Origin of the sequence: Oceanisphaera profunda (assembly GCF_002157895.1) — a bacterium.
Lineage (GTDB): Bacteria > Pseudomonadota > Gammaproteobacteria > Enterobacterales > Aeromonadaceae > Oceanimonas > Oceanimonas profunda.
This window is the reverse complement of record NZ_CP021377.1, coordinates 309106-327051: the sequence shown is the minus strand read 5'-3', so window position 1 is coordinate 327051 and position 17946 is coordinate 309106. Positions and strand designations below refer to the sequence as shown.

At 50.7% G+C, this 17946-nt stretch carries 16 protein-coding genes; 12 read left to right on the top strand and 4 right to left on the bottom strand.

What is annotated here, in order from left to right:
* Positions 1-126 precede the first annotated feature (126 nt).
* Positions 127-2292, top strand: a complete 2166-nt coding sequence (locus CBP31_RS01445; RefSeq protein WP_087034544.1) for an FAD-dependent oxidoreductase — start codon at positions 127-129, stop codon at positions 2290-2292.
* A 283-nt stretch (positions 2293-2575) separates the two neighbouring features.
* On the opposite strand, the gene mtnK is transcribed toward CBP31_RS01445, so the two are convergent.
* Positions 2576-3739, bottom strand: a complete 1164-nt coding sequence (gene mtnK / locus CBP31_RS01440) for an S-methyl-5-thioribose kinase (protein WP_087034543.1) — start codon at positions 3737-3739, stop codon at positions 2576-2578.
* A gap of 233 nt (positions 3740-3972) precedes the next feature.
* Here mtnK and CBP31_RS01435 point away from each other — a divergent pair, with 233 nt between their 5' ends.
* The 6 genes from CBP31_RS01435 to CBP31_RS01410 are packed head-to-tail and all read left to right on the top strand — an operon-like array spanning position 3973 to position 8056.
* A complete protein-coding gene (locus CBP31_RS01435) occupies positions 3973-4566 on the top strand; it encodes a sigma-70 family RNA polymerase sigma factor (protein ID WP_227875092.1) in 594 nt (197 codons plus the stop codon).
* Positions 4560-4790, top strand: coding sequence for an anti-sigma factor family protein (locus CBP31_RS01430; RefSeq protein ID WP_087034541.1), 231 nt, complete (start codon positions 4560-4562; stop codon positions 4788-4790). Before CBP31_RS01435 ends, CBP31_RS01430 begins: the two co-directional genes overlap by 7 nt.
* A 45-nt stretch (positions 4791-4835) precedes the next feature.
* Complete coding sequence (arsS, locus tag CBP31_RS01425; RefSeq protein ID WP_227875091.1) at positions 4836-5852, top strand: arsenosugar biosynthesis radical SAM (seleno)protein ArsS; 1017 nt, start codon at positions 4836-4838, stop codon at positions 5850-5852.
* On the top strand, positions 5852-6514 hold the full coding sequence (locus CBP31_RS01420) for a TIGR04283 family arsenosugar biosynthesis glycosyltransferase (RefSeq protein ID WP_227875090.1): 663 nt from the start codon (positions 5852-5854) through the stop codon (positions 6512-6514). Before arsS ends, CBP31_RS01420 begins: the two co-directional genes overlap by 1 nt.
* Positions 6511-7272 carry a TIGR04282 family arsenosugar biosynthesis glycosyltransferase gene (locus tag CBP31_RS01415; protein WP_087034539.1) on the top strand — a complete coding sequence of 254 codons (762 nt, stop codon included), beginning with the start codon at positions 6511-6513 and terminating at the stop codon, positions 7270-7272. The genes CBP31_RS01420 and CBP31_RS01415 overlap by 4 nt, the downstream gene beginning before the upstream one ends.
* Positions 7265-8056, top strand: a complete 792-nt coding sequence (locus CBP31_RS01410) for a sterol desaturase family protein (protein WP_087034538.1) — start codon at positions 7265-7267, stop codon at positions 8054-8056. Before CBP31_RS01415 ends, CBP31_RS01410 begins: the two co-directional genes overlap by 8 nt.
* Before the next feature lie 347 nt (positions 8057-8403).
* Here the strand turns inward: CBP31_RS01410 and CBP31_RS01405 are convergent, their stop codons facing one another.
* The gene (locus CBP31_RS01405; RefSeq protein WP_087034537.1) at positions 8404-9828 is read right to left on the bottom strand and encodes a uracil-xanthine permease family protein; all 1425 of its coding nucleotides are present in this window, start codon (positions 9826-9828) and stop codon (positions 8404-8406) included.
* Between the two features lie 349 nt (positions 9829-10177).
* Positions 10178-10990, bottom strand: coding sequence for a posphoenolpyruvate synthetase regulatory kinase/phosphorylase PpsR (gene ppsR, locus CBP31_RS01400; protein ID WP_087034536.1), 813 nt, complete (start codon positions 10988-10990; stop codon positions 10178-10180).
* Between the two features lie 256 nt (positions 10991-11246).
* On the opposite strand from ppsR, the gene ppsA reads away from it, so the two are divergent.
* The 4 genes from ppsA (at position 11247) to queE (ending at position 15686) form a co-directional block, all read left to right on the top strand.
* Positions 11247-13622 carry a phosphoenolpyruvate synthase gene (gene ppsA, locus CBP31_RS01395; protein WP_087034535.1) on the top strand — a complete coding sequence of 792 codons (2376 nt, stop codon included), beginning with the start codon at positions 11247-11249 and terminating at the stop codon, positions 13620-13622.
* Positions 13623-13804: 182 nt separating this feature from the next.
* Entirely contained in the window at positions 13805-14533 is a 729-nt protein-coding gene (gene queC, locus CBP31_RS01390; RefSeq protein WP_087034534.1) for a 7-cyano-7-deazaguanine synthase QueC, read from the top strand.
* Positions 14533-14889: a 6-carboxytetrahydropterin synthase QueD gene (queD, locus tag CBP31_RS01385; protein ID WP_087034533.1), complete on the top strand. Its 357-nt coding sequence runs from the start codon at positions 14533-14535 to the stop codon at positions 14887-14889. Before queC ends, queD begins: the two co-directional genes overlap by 1 nt.
* Positions 14886-15686 (top strand): 7-carboxy-7-deazaguanine synthase QueE, encoded by an 801-nt coding sequence (gene queE / locus CBP31_RS01380; RefSeq protein WP_087034532.1) that lies wholly within the window; start codon positions 14886-14888, stop codon positions 15684-15686. The genes queD and queE overlap by 4 nt, the downstream gene beginning before the upstream one ends.
* Positions 15687-15699: 13 nt before the next feature.
* Here the strand turns inward: queE and moeA are convergent, their stop codons facing one another.
* A complete protein-coding gene (gene moeA / locus CBP31_RS01375; protein ID WP_169712984.1) occupies positions 15700-16941 on the bottom strand; it encodes a molybdopterin molybdotransferase MoeA in 1242 nt (413 codons plus the stop codon).
* Positions 16942-17201: 260 nt separating this feature from the next.
* On the opposite strand from moeA, the gene folE reads away from it, so the two are divergent.
* Positions 17202-17858, top strand: a complete 657-nt coding sequence (folE, locus tag CBP31_RS01370; RefSeq protein WP_087034531.1) for a GTP cyclohydrolase I FolE — start codon at positions 17202-17204, stop codon at positions 17856-17858.
* The last annotated feature ends 88 nt before the right edge of the window (positions 17859-17946 follow it).

The window sequence follows — 17946 nt, the reverse complement described above, 5'->3', positions numbered from 1 at the left end:
CATTTCGCTGTAAGAATCGCGCGCTTGGTGACGACTTTGTTCTTAAGCTTAACGCTAATGATAGCCGTCACTCGTTGGCTTCAATGTCATAAAGACCCGTCTCATCGCCATAAAAAGGATTTTCTTATGCGCAAACCCCTATTGCTTATCCTGCTAGTGCTGGTCATTGCGCTGTTTTTTATCTTCGATCTCGGTGACTGGTTTACTCTGGACGCCCTAAAACAACAACAGGCGCACATAGCCACGCTGCGCGCCGAGTCGCCTTGGTTGATGGCGGGTGGTTTTTTTGTGCTGTATGTAGTGCTGGCGGCGTTGTCACTGCCGGGGGCGGCCATTATGACCTTAGCCGCAGGAGCTTTTTTTGGTGTCTGGCAAGGGTTGGTATTGGTGTCATTTGCCTCGAGTATCGGTGCTACCTTGGCGTTTTTGGTATCGCGGTTTCTGCTGCGAGATCAGGTGCAACAGCGCTTCGGTGACCGACTCAAGGCCATCGATAAGGGCATTAACCGAGACGGTGCCTTTTATCTGTTTACGCTGCGATTGGTACCGGTATTTCCGTTTTTTATCATTAACCTGCTGATGGGGCTAACGGCACTGCCGATACGCACCTTTTACTGGGTAAGTCAGCTCGGCATGTTGCCCGGTACTTTGGTGTATGTGAACGCCGGTACTCAGCTGGCGGCTATTAATAGCTTAAGCGGCATACTGTCGCCGACTTTGTTAGCCTCGTTTGCCTTACTCGGTATTTTTCCGTTGCTGGCGCGTGCCGTGCTGCGCCTTATACAACGCCGAAAAGTGTATCGTGGTTTTAATAAGCCCGCTCATTTTGACTGCAACCTGATAGTAATTGGCGCCGGTGCCGCAGGCTTAGTCAGCGGCTATATAGCCGCGGCGGTTAAGGCCAAGGTTACGCTTATTGAGGGCGGCAATATGGGCGGGGACTGTCTTAATACCGGTTGTGTACCCAGCAAGGCATTGCTGCGCAGTGCCAAACTGGCTCACCAGATGCGCCATGCCGCGCATTATGGCCTCACCAGCACGGCACCTGAATTCAGCTTTAAACGCGTGATGCAGCGAGTACAGGCCGTGATCAATAAGATAGCCCCTCACGACAGCGTGGAGCGCTATACGAAACTGGGCGTAAACGTCTTGCAAGGCCACGGCAAACTGGTCGACCCTTGGACGGTAGAAGTGACCTTGAGCAACGGTGATGTGCAGAGGCTGACGGCGCGCAGTATTATTATTGCCACGGGCGCCAGTGCTGCGGTGCCGCCATTGCCCGGATTGGATAAGGTGGGTTACCTCACCAGTGACACCTTATGGCAGGCCATGGCCGAGCGAGCGTCGCCACCGGCGCGATTATTAATACTGGGCGGGGGGCCGATTGGCTGCGAGCTGGCTCAAGCCTTTGCCCGCTTAGGCTCGAGCGTGACTTTGGTGCAACGCAATACCCGCCTTATGCCCAAAGAAGATACTGAAGTGAGTGAATGGGTTAAACAAGCGCTGGTCGCCGACGGGGTGCGGGTGCTCACCGATTGTGACACTACGCAATTAGCGCCTATATCTGCAGGCATACGGCTAGAAGTTAACCAAGTACAGGTAAATCAAGGCGACACACCGCTTACCCTTGAGGCCGACACCCTGTTGCTAGCGCTAGGGCGGCGCGCGCGGTTGCAGGGCTTTGGGTTAACGGAGCTCGGCATCACCACTGAGCGCACCGTAACCACCAATGAGTATCTAGAAACCTTGTTCCCTAATATTTATGCCGCCGGTGACGTGGCCGGACCTTATCAATTCACTCACACTGCCGCTCATATGGCGTGGTATGCGAGCGTGAATGCGCTATTTGGCCATTTTAAACGCTTTAAGGTCGATTACTCCATCGTACCTTGGTGTACCTTTGTCGATCCCGAGGTAGCCCGAGTGGGCTTAAACGAGCAAGAAGCCACTGCGCAACATATCGCCTATGAAGTCACGCGCTTTAATCTGAGCGAGCTCGACCGAGCCATTACCGACGGCTCAGATCAGGGCTTTATTAAGGTGTTAACCCCGCCGGGTAAAGACCGAATACTGGGGGTGACCATAGTGGGTGAGCATGCGGGTGATTTGCTGGCAGAATATGTACTGGCCATGAAACATGGGCTGGGCTTAAACAAGATATTGGGCACCATGCATGTGTATCCAACACTGGCAGAAGCCAATAAATACGTGGCCGGAGAGTGGAAACGCGCCCATGCGCCCAAACGCATCTTGGCATGGTTAAGCCGTTATCATCGCTGGCGACGGGGCTAATTTATAGAGCCAAATACCGAAACCTAAAGATATATTTGCCACGGAATCCACGGAAAATAGAGACAAAATATGAAAAACATTTTCAATAGGTAAGATCAACATATTGCACGAATGTAGTTGCGCTTTGAGCGCCGAAATCCGGCAACGCCGGATCAGATACACAGGTTCCACACCTAGCGATGAATGGATTTTTCAAACCACTTAGGAGTATAGAGGAGAGGGTGCTGGTCTTTAACGTAAGGCGTAGCGCTTTTGTGTCGTCCTCATCACTCATCACCCTCACCTAGCCTAACGCTATCTTCTCCAGCTCGGCGTCATCAAGTTGCTCGGCGTGCATGATCAGAGCGCGGCCCAGTGCTAATGCGTGCCGTTGGCTGGCGATTTTTTGCTCTGGGTCGGCAATGTTGTCAATATCTGCCACATGGGCGACGCCCAAGGTGCGGCGTATCATTTCACAACCGGCATACCCTAAGGCGTCTTGCCACACCTGACGTAAAAAGACGGTGATATAATCAGGCTCGGCTAGGGCTGGATCCGCGGTTTGGCTGGCTAATAAAAAGAACTGGGCGTGAAAGCTTTGCCAAAAGGCTTGTACGTCCTTAATGCGCTGCCGCTGTGGAGGAGGAGAGTTCTGGCTACATAAATTAAGCAACAAGTTGGCGATCAGTACGCCCACATCAAAACCCATGGGGCCATAGCCGCCAAACTCCGCATCAATCACTTTAAGCTTGCCGGCGCCCACCATCACGGATCCGGTATGCAAGTCGCCATGCAATAACGCTTGGCCCTTGCAACGAAAGTCATGCTTGAGCTTAGCTACTCGTACTTTTAATGCCTGATCGGCCCAGAGCAGTTCGGCATCATTACGAATACCTGCCGCCACATTATTACGTTCATGATCACAAAAGGGATCGACAAAATATACCGCTTCGCTGATCGACATTAACTCAGGGTTGGCAAACTGTATTCGTGCAGCTTGCTGGGCTTGATAATCTAAGCGGAAGTCACTGCTGTGCACATGCACCTGTGCTAAATATTCCCCTAGCTGCACAGGAGCATCGGCAAAATGCTCGCCGTTCAACAAGGCTTGGCGCCACACTTGCAGCTCCGATAAATCCTCTAGCAGCATCGCCGACAAAGATGCATCGTGATGCAATACCGCTACCGTAAATTCGGGGCAACACTGCCCATGTTGTAGCAATATTTCGGCTTCGATGCGCGCGCGATCCCGCGTTAGGGGCCAAGAGTCACCAATGCAGCGAATATAGGGCAGCGCTTGTTTTACAATCCACCCTGTGACCTGGCCAGGTTGGCATACTTTAAACACCTGATTGAGGTTGCCATCTCCTATTTCTGCTCCTTGCAAGACCAGCTCTGGCCCAAGCTGGGCCGCCTCACGGGCATAGGCAACGGCATCTTCCTGATTAAATATTCGATATTGGCGCATTAGGGATCCCTGTACTTGGCCTGTGTGGGTAGAAAAAAAGTAATAAAAAACGCTCGCACTGTAATAAAGCTGTGCCTGCTCACGACTCAAGTTAAGAGTTAAGTTACAACTCAAGCATAACAACACATTAGAGACGAAACGCACAGCATTGGTAACATTAGAGTCCTAAATGAGTGCGCAGGCGCTAAGCTACATATACTCTGTTTATCCGCTGCCACCACCAAATAAGAGTCATGATGGATCATAGACACAATGTTGCACACCCTTTGTTGACCGAGGAATTACGCCGACAAATGCTGCGTTTTGCCACCCTACAGTTAAAAGATGCGCAATTGGCTGAAGACGCAGTGCAGGAGGCCATGTTGGGTGCTTTTAAATACGCCGATAGCTTTGCGGGTCGGGCCGCCTATAAAAACTGGGTGTTTGCCATTCTTAAGCACAAAATTGTGGATGTGATCCGCAAAAACCAGCGTTTGGTCACGCTCACCAGTTTAGGTGCCGACGACAGTAATCAGTTAGAAGAGCAGCTATTTAACCGGTTTGGCATGTGGCACAAAGTAGAGCGTCCTGTGGAATGGAGCGAGCCAGAAAGCAACCAACAAGATCAGGAGTTCTGGACCTTGTTTGAATTGTGTTTAGACAAGCTGCCCCCCAATCAAGGCCGTACTTTTATGATGCGCGAATTTATTGGTTTAGAAAGCCGAGAAATTTGCCTAGAGCTGGATTTAACGGTCAGCAATCTTAATGTGCTGCTCTATCGAGCTCGGTTACGGTTACGCGAATGCCTGGAAAATACCTGGCAACAACAAGGAGACTGCCCATGTTGAGTTGTCACAAAGCCACTCGGCTAATGTCTGAGAGTCAAGAACGGCCCTTAAGCCAATTTGAACAGCTCTCTTTGGCGCTGCACACTGTGATGTGTAACGGTTGTCGTCAATTTGAACGGCAGTTACCGATTATTCGTTCATTGGCGCATCGGTTTGCTCTTCGACCCGACACCACAGCGACCGATCCGGACCCACAAGATCCGGTTGATAAAGACGGCAGCTAACATCGGTGATGTTAGCCAAATGCGATCCGCCTAAAGAAAGGAATCATGATGCGAGATACTTTACCGCTACTCGACCTAACGGGCTTTCCTGCCCTCAAGCGTGATGCGCTGGATACACTACAGGTGAATTTGGGCTATATGTGCAATATGAAATGTGTGCATTGTCATGTGGCAGCCGGCCCGCATCGCACCGAAATGATGGATGACGAAAATCTCGCCCTGATCCCCCGTGTATTACAGGCACGCAAGCTGACCACCCTCGATTTAACCGGCGGCGCCCCCGAGATGCACCCGCGCTTTCGCGAGGTAGTGATTGCCGCGCGCAAGCTGGGTGTGCATGTAATAGACAGGTGTAATCTCACGATTCTTTATGAGCCAGGCCACGAAACCTTGGCCGATTTTTTAGCCGAGCACCAAGTAGAAGTAGTGGCGTCATTGCCGTGCTACGAGCTGGAGAATGTGGATAAACAGCGCGGTAAAGGCACCTTTAATAAAAGCATTGCCGCATTACAAAAACTTAATCAGCTGGGTTATGGTCAGCCCGATTCTGGCTTGATATTAAATTTGGTTTATAACCCACAAGGGCCAACCCTGCCGCCCGAGCAACAAGGCTTGGAGGCGGCGTATCGCCGTGAACTGCTGGCGCATTTTGATATTCGGTTTAATCATCTGTTTGCCTTGGCCAATATGCCCATTAAACGCTTTGGCGATTACCTGATTACCAAGGGGCAGTTTCATGATTATTTGCGGTTACTAAAAGACAATTATTCAGCCGATAATTTAGCAAATTTGATGTGTCGCAATTTAGTCAGCGTGGATTGGCAAGGCTACTTATATGACTGTGATTTTAACCAGCAATTAGGGCTACGGCTGCCCGATGCTGAAAATAAAGAACACCGACCTCATCTGCGCGATCTGCTGCATCGTGAGCTAAACGGCCAGCCAATACGGGTCGCCGAGCATTGCTATGGCTGCACCGCCGGCCAAGGCAGCAGCTGCAGTGGTGCTTTAAATGGTGCTTTAGATAGTCGCGCGCTACACGATGCGCCTAAGGCTTCATAGTGTTGTCCATTATTATGCCGATGCTCAATGAGGCCAAGGCGCTGCCTAGCACCTTGGCGGCTTTGACGAACCAAAAGTCTCATATCGAGCTAATTGTGGTGGATGGCGGCAGTAGTGATCAGTCGGTGGCTATTGCCCAGCAACAGGGTGTGAAAGTGTTAAGTAGTACTGCGGGGCGCGCTCGGCAAATGAACTTAGGCGCCGAGCATGCCCAAGGCGAGTATCTGTTATTTTTGCATGCGGACACGGGGCTACCAGAGCATTTTGAGTCGCTGATAAGTAAAGCATTAGCGCTGCATCAGTGGGGGCGATTTGATGTGGCCATTAGTGGCCAGCATCCCATGCTAAAAGTCATCAGTTTTATGATGAACTGGCGCTCTCGTTGGTCAGGCATTGCGACCGGCGATCAAGCGCTGTTTATGCGCCGCACCGCTTTTGTAGCGGTGGGTGGCTTTCCCGAACAAGACTTAATGGAAGATATCGCGCTTAGCCAACGGCTTAAGCGCGTGGGCTGGCCTGCCTGTTTACGGCAAAAAGTGCTGACTTCGGGGCGGCGTTGGCAGCAAAACGGCGTATGGCGCACCATTTTCCTCATGTGGCGATTGCGCTTTGCCTACTGGCGCGGCACGTGCCCGAGTCAATTAGCCAGGAGGTACCGTTGAGCACCCGCATTATTGTGTTTGCCAAGGCACCCATTGCAGGCCTAGCTAAAACCCGACTCGCGGGGTCGCTGGGTTTCGAGAGGGCGGCAATGCTTGCGCAGCAGATGTTGGCCAGCACGTTAGAGGCGTGCCTAACCGCCGATATAGGCCCCGTTGAGCTGTGCATGAGCCCAGCCGCTGATGCTCCCGAGTGGGATGGCGTGTTGCTGCCACCGCAACTGATACTCAGCAGCCAAGGCGAGGGAGATCTAGGGTCTCGCATGGCTCGCGCCGCTCGCCGAGCCTTATCTGGCCATGCCTTACCTAGCTATTTATTATCTGGCCATACCTTATCTAACTATTCCTTATCTAACTATGCATTAAATAACAGGGCCTTAACTAACAGGGCCGAGCTCGCACCTCAAGTTCAGCAGCAGGTATTGCTAGTGGGCACCGACTGTCCGCAATTGTCCCCCGAGTTATTACGTCGTGCCGCCCAGCGTCTGAGCATGCAAGATGCCTTGCTGCATCCTACTTGGGATGGCGGTTATGCGCTGCTGGGTTTGCGCCAGTTTAACGACTGCTTATTTACTGATATGCCCTGGAGCACCTCTGAAGTGGCGGCGCTCACTCAAGCGCGGCTAACGCAACTGGGCTGGCGCTATACATTGGCCGAGCGGCTGCAAGATATTGATGAACCCCAAGACTTGTTCTGGCTGACAGCCAGCTGGGCAAGCGTGCTGCAAACTCCCGTTACGGAGGCTAGCCACCATGCTTGAGCATGAACCTTGGATCCGCCTTGGCTGCTTTGCCGGCGTGTTATTCATTATGATGCTGTGGGAATGCTGGGCACCCCGTCGGCCTCAGCAGATTGGTCGTCTGGGGCGCTGGCCTCATAATTTGCTACTCGTCGTTATTAATACTCTGTTGCTAAGGTTGTTTTTCCCGCTGGCGGCGGTGGGGGCGGCCATACTGGCCAGCGAGCAGGGCTGGGGGCTGTTTAATCTGCTCTCTATCCCTTGGTGGTTAACACTGGTGTTGTCGCTGCTGATACTGGATTTGCTTATTTATCTGCAACATCGGCTGTTTCACGGCCTGCCTTGGTTATGGCGTTTACACCGTGTACATCATGCCGATCTGGAATTCGACGTCACTACTGGCTTGCGCTTTCATCCACTCGAGATTGTGCTGTCTATGCTGCTCAAACTGGCCGCCGTTACTTTGTTGGGTGCACCGGCACTGGCTGTTTTATTATTTGAAGTCTTGCTCAACGCCTCTTCTATGTTTAATCACGGTAATGTGAAGCTGCCAAAGCGGCTGGACGCCGTGCTGCGATTGATACTGGTCACGCCAGATATGCACCGAGTACATCATTCGGTGATCCCTCATGAGACCGACAGCAACTTTGGTTTTAATCTCCCTTGGTGGGACCGATTATTCGGCACCTATCTGGCTCAGCCCCAAGCTGGCCAACAGGGTATGACCATTGGCTTAACCCAGTTTCGCGCCCCCGCAGAGCAGCGCTTACTCCAATTGTTACTACAGCCTTTTCGGCATAAGTAAAGTAGATAACGGATAGCTGCTGAAAGGGAACAATCTTCAGATATCAATCTGGAATACTAACGGGTCACGGTTTGGAATTTGGCTTTAGGTTTAGATCTAAAATCATCCAGCTACGCTGGACCGGCGAATAAATTGCCGGCTACTGGCATGGTGCCTTTCGTAGATGGCACGTGTTTTAGGTGAAAGATATTGAGTTGGGTCTTATTTTTTGGTTTTAAAAACAAGCTGAAAAACTGACCTGCCAAAGTTCTCTTTATCCACTTTGAGCAATTTCAGGCATAAAAAAAGCCGGTCATATGACCGGCTTTTAAAGTGTTGAGTATTAATTAAGCTAAAAGATTCCTTTTTTAGCGAACAACCTCAGGAGTCACTTTTTTTTGGACATTTTCGGTATCAGAAGAACCGTTCATGTCTTTTTCAATCTGGTCACGCTCACGCTGTTCGTCTTGCAGTGATTTCTTAGGCAGAATCATGTTCAAGATGAAAGAGGTCAGTGCGGCGATGATCACAGGGTTAGTCAGTGATTTCATCATTTCTGGTAACTGAGCAACGGCGTTAGGAGCAGCAGCTACACCCATGGCCAGAGCAACAGACAGAGCGGCGATAGTCACGTTACGTGAAGACAGCTCGTCTTTAACCAGCAACTGAATACCCGTCATGGTGATCATACCGAATACGATAATGGTCGCACCACCAATTACAGGAGCAGGAATGGTCAACATGATGGCAGAGAACTTAGGCAGTAAACCGGCCAATACCATGAACACCGCAGCAACACCCAGTACATAGCGGCTGATTACTTTGGTCATGGCTACGATACCCACGTTCTGGCTGAACGAAGAAGTAGGCAGTGAACCGAAGAAAGAACCAACCAGAGTAGTGATACCGTTAGCCACTAAACCGCCAGACATTTCTTTGTCTTGTAACTCGCGGTTCATACCACCCACAGCAGTAGCAGACAAGTCACCAATGGTTTGTACCGAGTTAACGATACAGATAATCACCATAGGGATGATGGCACCGATTGGGAAGGTAATACCGAATGCTAATGGCATTGGGATTGCAGCCCACTGTGCGTTAGCTACGCGCTCTAAGCTCACCATGCCGAAGAAAGAACCCAGGGCATAACCGGCAAGAATACCGATGATGATAGCGGCAAGACGGAAGTAGCCTTTACCAAACTGTGAACATGCTAATACCACTACCAGCGTTAAGCCTGCTACCAACCAGTTTTCACCACTGCCGTAGCCTGGTGAGCCGAAGCCGCCAGCCATGTAGTTAATGGCCACGTGGTACAAAGACAAGCCAATTACCAATACTACGGTACCGGCTACTACTGGTGGGAACAAATGGCGAATATGTTTGATGAACAGACCCACCAGAATCATGGCGACACCACCAATGACTTGGGCACCCATGATGGCATCTACGCCATACATTTTTTCACCGGTTGCAGGATCAACAGCGTTAGCAATCGCTAACAGTGTTGGCATATAGGCGAAGCCTACACCGAAGATAACCGGCATACGTGCGCCAATAGAACCGATAGGGTAAAGCTGTAACAACGTTGATAAACCAGAGAAGAACAAGGCTACTTGGATTAACAATGCTGCATCTGGTGCGCTTAAACCCACAGCTTTAGCAACGATAATAGGCGGCGTAACTGCACCCATGATCATGGCTAAGATATGCTGCAGTGACAGCGGCAATGCTTTGCCGAAGCCTGGCTTGCCGTAAAAATCAAATATTGACTTGCTTTGACTATGTTTCATTGCGTTAAGTCCCTGAGTTTTGCTCAAGTGGGGGAGAAGCTTGTTGGGCACGAATGCGACAACGTAACAACAACCACCAGTAATGACATTGGTAACCGGAATCCCTAGTGAACCAGTTAACTTTGTATGCACTGCTACAGTTAAAAAACAGTAAATACAAAGAAAACACACCAAATCCGGCAGAATTCAGACGCACAACTGTGATGCGACTTGCGTTGTGTTCGACTGCTTGGTTAAACACTAGGTGTAATGTATACATTTTTGTAAACATCAAAGCAACATTTTGTTTGTTTTTGTGTGCAATGTTTCGAGATAGATCGCAAACTTTGTGTGTTTTACTTGTGTACAATTAATAGATGCGACGAGGGATGCCGGTGCGTTCTAAAATCTTTACCGAGATTTCTTCAACAGAATGATAAGTGGTGTCGATAAAAGGAATGGCTTCCATGCGAAACAGCCGTTCTACTTGATTAAGTTCGTAGCGGCATTGGGCGGCGGCGGAGTAGCCGCTGTCGGCCATGCGTCGTTGGCGTATTTCTTGTAGTCGCTGCGGGTCTATAGTGAGGCCAAATAGCTTGTGTCTATTGGCTTTCAGCGCTTTGGGCAGTGTCATTTGTTCCATATCTTGATCAATAAACGGATAGTTAGCGACCCGGATCCCAAACTGCAAAGCAAGATACAAGCTGGTTGGCGTTTTGCCACAACGAGACACGCCGACCAAAATAATATCCGCTTCATCATAGGCTTTAGTGGTCACGCCATCGTCGTTTTCAAGGGCGTAGTTCACCGCGTCTATTCGGGTATCGTAGTGTTTTTTATTGTCCATACCGTGAGTGCGATGCACCCGCGGGTCGGCTTTTATACCCAACTGTTGTTCTATGGGTGCCACAAAGGTGTTAAGGAAATCGTAACATTTAGCTTCACTGCTGGTGATGATGTTACGCAGTTGTGTGTCCACTATGGTGTGAAACACTAAGGGGCGCTTACCACTTTTTCTAAAGCTTTCATCAATTCTGGCTTTCACCGCTTGTGCTTTGTCTGCATCACCCACAAAAGGCATGGTGACTTGCTCAAAGGGCAGCGGAAACTGACTAAGTACCGCATGCCCAAAAACTTCGGCTGTGATCGCCGTCCCATCAGAAACATAAAAAACTGTGTGCATTAGGCCTCCAGGTCTCATTTTTGTAGTTTGCCAAAGGTTAGGCGTTTACCTGCATTTCATAGCCATTGTAGAATCATTCCAAGGTGAGGCCTAGCTATGATGCAACTCGTAATACCCAGCGTCATATAAGAAGACATGTAACTTTCATATAAAACATCATGTAACTGTCATGTAAGTTAAGGTACTCAATCAACACTCTTACCCGCATACTTAATAACTTTCATAATTCAAATACATTATTGTTGGAGACGTAGCCGTGGTGGAATATGTAATTTGGTACGAACAGCTCGGAATGCACGATGTAGACCGAGTGGGAGGCAAGAATGCCTCATTAGGCGAGATGATCAGTCAATTAGCCGGTGCCGGTGTTTCTGTTCCAGGTGGCTTTGCAACCACCGCTTACGCCTTTAACGAGTTTTTAGAGCAAAGTGGCCTTAACGCTAAAATCCATGACCTGCTCGATACCTTAGATGTAGACAATATCGCCGCCCTAGGTAATGCAGGAAAAAGCATTCGCCAATGGATCATCGACACCCCGTTTCAACCCGCACTTGAGCAAGCCATTGCCGAAGCTTACTCTGAGCTGACTGGCAAGGCGGGCGACGAAGCCTCGTTTGCGGTGCGCTCTTCAGCCACCGCCGAAGACATGCCCGATGCCTCCTTTGCCGGCCAACAAGAAACCTTCTTAAACGTACGCGGCTTAGATTCCGTCATGGAGTCCATTAAGCACGTGTTTGCTTCCTTGTTTAATGACCGTGCTATTTCTTATCGAGTGCATCAAGGCTATGAGCATAAAGGCGTAGCCTTATCTGCCGGTGTACAGCGTATGGTGCGCTCAGACATAGCAGCGTCAGGTGTGATGTTTACCATAGACACAGAGTCGGGCTTCGATCAGGTGGTGTTTATTACCTCATCTACCGGTTTAGGTGAAATGGTCGTGCAGGGTGCGGTTAACCCCGATGAGTTTTACGTGCACAAACCTACTCTTAAAGCCGGTCGCCCTGCGGTAGTGCGCAAAACGCTGGGTTCGAAGCTGCAAAAAATGATTTATGCAGACGGTCAAGATTTAGGTCAGCAAGTAGACATTAAAGAAACCAGTAAAGAAGAGCGCAACCAGTTCTCGTTAACCGATATTGAAGTAATGGAGCTGGCTAAGCAGGCGGTGATCATTGAGCAGCATTATGGTCGCTCCATGGATATCGAATGGGCGAAAGATGGCCTAGATGGCCAGCTGTACATAGTACAAGCCCGCCCCGAAACCGTACGCAGCCGCCAAGACAGCAATGTGTTAGAGCGCTTTGCGCTGGCTGAGCAAGGTGAAGTGATCGTTGAAGGCCGTGCCATTGGTCATAAAATTGGCTCTGGCCCGGCCAAGGTGATTGCCTCTCTCGATCAGATGGATGAAGTGAAGCCCGGTGACGTGTTAGTCACCGACATGACGGATCCCGACTGGGAGCCCATCATGAAGCGGGCCTCGGCCATCGTCACTAATAGAGGTGGGCGTACTTGTCATGCGGCCATTATTGCCCGTGAGTTAGGTATTCCTGCGGTAGTGGGTTGTGGTGATGCCACTAAACGCATTGCCGAAGGCCAAGAGATTACCGTGTCTTGTGCCGAGGGCGATACCGGTTTTGTGTATCAGGGCCAACTGGATTTTAAGGTGAATATCTCAGAAGTGGGTGCTATGCCACCGTCACCGGTAAAGGTGATGATGAACGTGGGTAATCCAGATCGCGCCTTTGACTTCGCACAGTTACCTAATGCGGGCGTGGGCTTGGCGCGATTAGAGTTTATTATCAATCGCATGATAGGCGTGCACCCTAAGGCCTTGCTTAATTACGCACAAGAAACCCCGAAACTGCAGCAGCAGATTGACGATATTATTGCCGGCTACGACAATCCTCGTGAATTTTTCGTCGCCAAACTGACCGAAGGCATTGCCACTTTGGCCTCGGCCTTTTGGCCGGAGCGGGTGATAGTGCGCATGTCGGACTTTAAGTCGAACGAATACGCCAATCTGTTAGGCGGTGACGCCTACGAGCCCGATGAAGAAAACCCCATGTTGGGCTTTCGCGGTGCGTCGCGCTATATCTCAGCAGATTTTCGCGAGTGTTTTGCCATGGAATGCGAGGCCATGAAACGGGTGCGCAACGACATGGGCTTAACTAACGTGGAGATCATGATCCCCTTCGTGCGTACTTTAAGCGAAGCGGCCTCTGTGATTGATATTTTGGCGGAGAACGGCCTCAAGCGCGGTGAAGCGGGCCTTAAAGTCATTATGATGTGCGAGCTGCCATCTAACGCCTTGTTAGCTGATAAGTTTTTAGCATACTTCGATGGCTTCTCGATTGGCTCCAACGATATGACACAGCTAGCACTGGGCTTAGACCGTGACTCCGGCTTAGTCGCCGCATCATTTGATGAGCGCGACGAAGCGGTTAAAGCGCTGTTGTCGATGGCGATTAAAGCGGCGCACAAGGCCGGAAAATACGTGGGTATTTGTGGCCAAGGACCGTCAGATCATAAAGATTTTGCCGCTTGGTTGGTGGAGCAAGGCATAGACTCGGTCTCGCTGAACCCAGATACCGTGATCGATACTTGGTTGTATTTGGCCGAGCACGCCAATAAGTAATCTTCTAATAGCGTATTAAAATGCAACAAAGGGCGCCCAGTGCGCCCTTTTTATTTGCGCTGGCGCCCCTGAGCGCTAGAATAGCCTCGCTTTAATAGCGCCGATTGCAAGGAACGCTTGTTAAACACACAGATTATCTATGCCGGTCGCAGCCTACCCGGAAAAAACAAGGACACAATTTGATGAATGCATTACTGATCTGCTCCGGCGGATTTGACTCCGTCACGCTTGCCTATCGTTTGGCCAGTGAAGGCGCCTTAAGTGCCTTACTGACCTTTGACTATGGCCAACGCCATAAAAAAGAAATTGATGCGGCGCGCCTGTGTGCCCAGCAATTAAAAGTGCCCCATTTGGTGCTGGATATCGGTCATATTGGCCGCCAATTATCCTCCGCACTTACCGACGACATTGATGTGCCGCACGGTCATTACAGCGAAGAAAACATGAAGCTGACCGTGGTGCCTAATCGTAATGCCATTATGTTGACCATCGCCTTTGGCGTGGCGGCCAGCCGTGGGCTAGATACAGTAGCGCTGGCGGTGCATGGCGGCGATCACTTTATCTATCCGGATTGTCGACCCGACTTTATTCGTCTGTTTGCCGACATGCAGGCCCAAGCGCTTGATGGCGTGGCGGAGGTGGGCTTGTTTGCCCCCTATGTACACACTGATAAAATCGAGATTGCTCGGGATGCGGCGCGTTTTAATGTGCCGATTGCTGAGACTTGGTCTTGCTATGAAGGCGGCGAGCTGCACTGTGGCCGTTGTGGCACTTGTGTGGAGCGCATTGAGGCCATGACCTTGGCCGGCATTGTGGATCCTACGCCGTATCTGGATACCCAGTTTTGGCAAACTGCGGTTGCTAACAGTGCCTTGGCTAACGATAAAGCTAACGCTAAGGCGGATGACTAATGTATCGCATTAAAAAAGAGTTTCACTTTTCGGCTTCCCATCAGCTTAAACAAATGCCCGACGATCACCCTTGTGCGCGCCTGCACGGCCATAACTATATAGTGGTGATTGAGCTTTGCAGTGAGACGCTCGATGAGTTTGGTTTTGTGCGTGATTATCATGAGCTAAAAGCCTTTAAAAACTACCTTGATGATAGGTTTGATCACCGCCATCTTAATGAAGTATTAGGTGACGAGTGCACCACGGCCGAGCGCTTGGCTCGCCACTTGTTTGATTGGGCGCGTGAGCGTTGGTGTGAAGTGAGCGCGGTACTGGTATCGGAAACACCTAAAACCTGGGCGGAGTATCGGCCATGAGCAAGGTGACTAGCCGAGCCACGACTCTTAACCAAGACAGCGGCACACCTAACCTAAATAGCGACACGCGGGCGTTCATTGCCATCAGCGAAATATTTGGGCCTACCATACAAGGCGAGGGCGCCTTAATCGGCGTACCGACGGTATTTGTACGCACCGGCGGCTGTGATTTTCGCTGTAGTTGGTGCGACACCTTATACGCGGTAGAGCCGCGCTTTAAGGCGGATTGGGCACAGATGAGCGCGCAAGCGGTGATGGCAGAGATTATCCGCTTGAGTGGCAATCAGCCGCTATTAGTGACGCTGTCCGGCGGGAATCCGGCGTTGCAACCTTTAGGCGAGCTTGTCCAGCTTGGCCAACAGCAAGGCTATACCTTTGCCATTGAGACCCAAGGCAGCAAGGCGCAACCCTGGTTTGGTTTGTTGGATCACTTAACACTGAGCCCCAAGCCACCTTCTTCAGGCATGGCCTTTAACCGTGCCCGCTTTGCGGAATGCTTGACTGCTGCGGGTAAGCGCACCCAGATAAGCTTAAAGCTGGTGATTAGTGATGACGCAGATTATCAGTGGGCTAAAGAGTTCGCCGCTCGCTATCCGCAACTGTCGCTGACCTTGCAGCCCTGTAATTTAGCACCGGCCACGCCTGAGCAACCGGACATGGAAACCGATATTGAAAGCTTAAACGCGCGCTTACGCTGGCTGGTAGACAAGGTAACGGCAGACCGCTGGTTTAACGCCCGCGTCTTGCCGCAATTGCATGTGTTGATCTGGAATAACGAGCGGGGGTTTAAGGCATAGCTTGGCGCTGCTTCTACCAATACAACCCATCGATCAGCTCTAGGGTGACCCGTTCGCCCTCGGCCACGTCGCCGCGGTCTTGCTCAAGGTGTAATAAGCAGTTGGCTTGGGCCATGGCACTAAATACGCCTGAGCTTTGGGCGCCGGCGGCAATCACGCCTAAGCTGCCATCGGCTTGCGTGCTAACAATGGCGCGTTGAAAGTCCATGCGTCCCGGTGTTTTCTTAAACGCCATTAGTGTCTTGGCTGGTAAGGTTACGGGGGCGGCCAAGGTTTCACCGGCAAGTTTAGCCAGAGCGGGGCGCACTAATAAATGAAAGGTAACGGCGGCAGAGACCGGATTGCCCGGTAAACCAAAGAAGGGGCAGTCGTTAATCTGGCCAAATGCAAAGGGTTTGCCAGGCTTTATTGCCAGCTTCCAAAAGCCAATACGACCCACTTCTTCTAAAATCTGCTTGATGTAGTCAGCATCCCCCACAGAGACGCCGCCTGAGGTAATAATGGCGTCCGTTTCACTGGCGGCTTTTACCAGCGCTTGGCGAATAAGGTCAGGTTGGTCTTTGATAATGCCGTAATCGATGACCTTAACGCCTAAGCTGTGCAGCATGGCACGCAGGGCAATGCGATTGGAGTCGTAAATATCACCCGGACCCAGTAGTTGGCCGGGGGATCTTAGTTCATCGCCGGTAGACAGCAATGCCACGGTTAATGGACGATACACATATAACTGCTCAAGGCCCAGTGACGACAACACCGCCAATACCCGGGCGTTAATGCGCGTGCCAGCACTAAATACCAGTTCGCCTTGGGCCAAGTCTTCTGCCGGGAAACGTACGTTTTGCCCCGATGTAACAGTGCCCGACACAGACACTAACTGTGCATCTAGGTGGCAATTCTCTTGCATCACCACAGAATCGGCACCCAGTGGCAGTGCCGCGCCTGTCATGATGCGCACGCATTCACCCGCGGCCACGCGGCCGGTAAATGGGTGACCTGCTAGACTTGCGCCAATCAGAGTTAATGGTGTGTCTGCGACCAGAGTGCTGGCGCTGAGGGCATAACCGTCCATTGCCGAGTTGGCAAAGGAGGGCACATCAATTGGGGAATGGATATCGTCAGCTAAAATACGATTTAACAGTTGCTCAAGACCGACCAATTCGCACTTGCTCACCTTATCTAATTGATTGAGCATCTCTTGCTTGGCATCAAGGTAGGGGCGTAAACCCGGTTGATTACAGTGATCGATAGTTGTCATATAAAGCTTCCCTTTAGTAAGGACATGCGGCAAACAGGAGACAAAACATTAAGGCCATTAAATGGGGGGTAAAGTAATCCCTTATTTTGGTCTATAACATAGACGCTTGTTTTGGGTCTCAATAGGGCATTGTTTCAGTTTAAAATAATTTGTCACGCCCTGAGCGCCATTGCGCCCAAAATCAAGCATTCACTCTGAGCGGTAAATGCACTACCATTCTGCCAGCCTAACTTTGAATTGATTGCTCCCCGGAGACTACCATGACTGCTTTGAGCGATGCCGCTATTCGGGTGCGTTCCGCCCTCGAAGAACGTGGTTTAGAAACCCCGATGAAAAGTAATAACCTGACTGCGGACGATAAACAAGCCCGTATCACGGGATTAATGACCGAAATGATGGACGTGCTAGGTTTGGATTTAGCTGATGACAGCTTAGCCGAGACCCCGCAGCGCATCGCTAAAATGTATGTGCGTGAAATCTTTTCTGGTTTAGATTATAGCTACTTCCCTAAAATCACCATGATCGACAATAAGATGAAAGTCGATGAAATGGTGCAAGTGCGTGACATCACCCTGACCAGCACCTGTGAACATCATTTTATTACCATAGATGGCAGAGCCACAGTGGCCTATATACCGCGCAGCAAAGTGATCGGATTATCCAAGATCAACCGCATCGTGCAGTTTTTTGCGCGCCGCCCACAAGTACAAGAGCGTCTCACGCAACAGATCTTAGTGGCGTTGCAAACTTTGCTTGAGTCGGATGATGTGGCGGTGAGCATTAGCGCTACCCACTATTGTGTGAAGGCGCGCGGCGTAATGGATGCGACCAGCAGCACCACCACCACCTCGCTGGGCGGTATTTTTAAGAGCCGCGCCGAAACTCGCCACGAGTTTTTGAGTGGCATAGTGCGCTAACCCCTTGGGGGAGCGTTAAGCCATACGCCGTAAGTCAAAAAGAACACCGTCTTTAAGCCGTCTTCCTGACGAAAGTCAGGATCTCGCA